At 65.7% G+C, this 236-nt stretch carries 1 protein-coding gene; it reads right to left on the reverse strand.

Annotated elements, in window-relative coordinates:
- The coding region (locus ACVA6Q_RS24935; protein WP_446649267.1) for a class II aldolase/adducin family protein at nt 1–236 on the reverse strand (236 nt) is incomplete at both ends.

Below are 236 nucleotides of genomic sequence, written 5' to 3' on the forward strand. Positions count from 1 at the left end.
GGTCAGCAGGCCGTGGTTCTGCAGGATGGCGGCCTTGTTGTTGCCGAGTGCCTCGGCAATGCGCTGGCCTTCATCCAGCTCGACCACCACACCGCCGAAATCGTCATACACCGCATGGTCGCCATAGAACGCGCACACGTCTTGCGTGAGCGGGTCGAGCTTGCGGCCGAGCGTCGACCACGCGCGGCCATACGTGCTGTGCGAATGCGCTGCAGCCACGGCATCTGGCCGTGCCC

The organism is Vibrio sp. DNB22_10_4 (assembly GCF_052879755.1).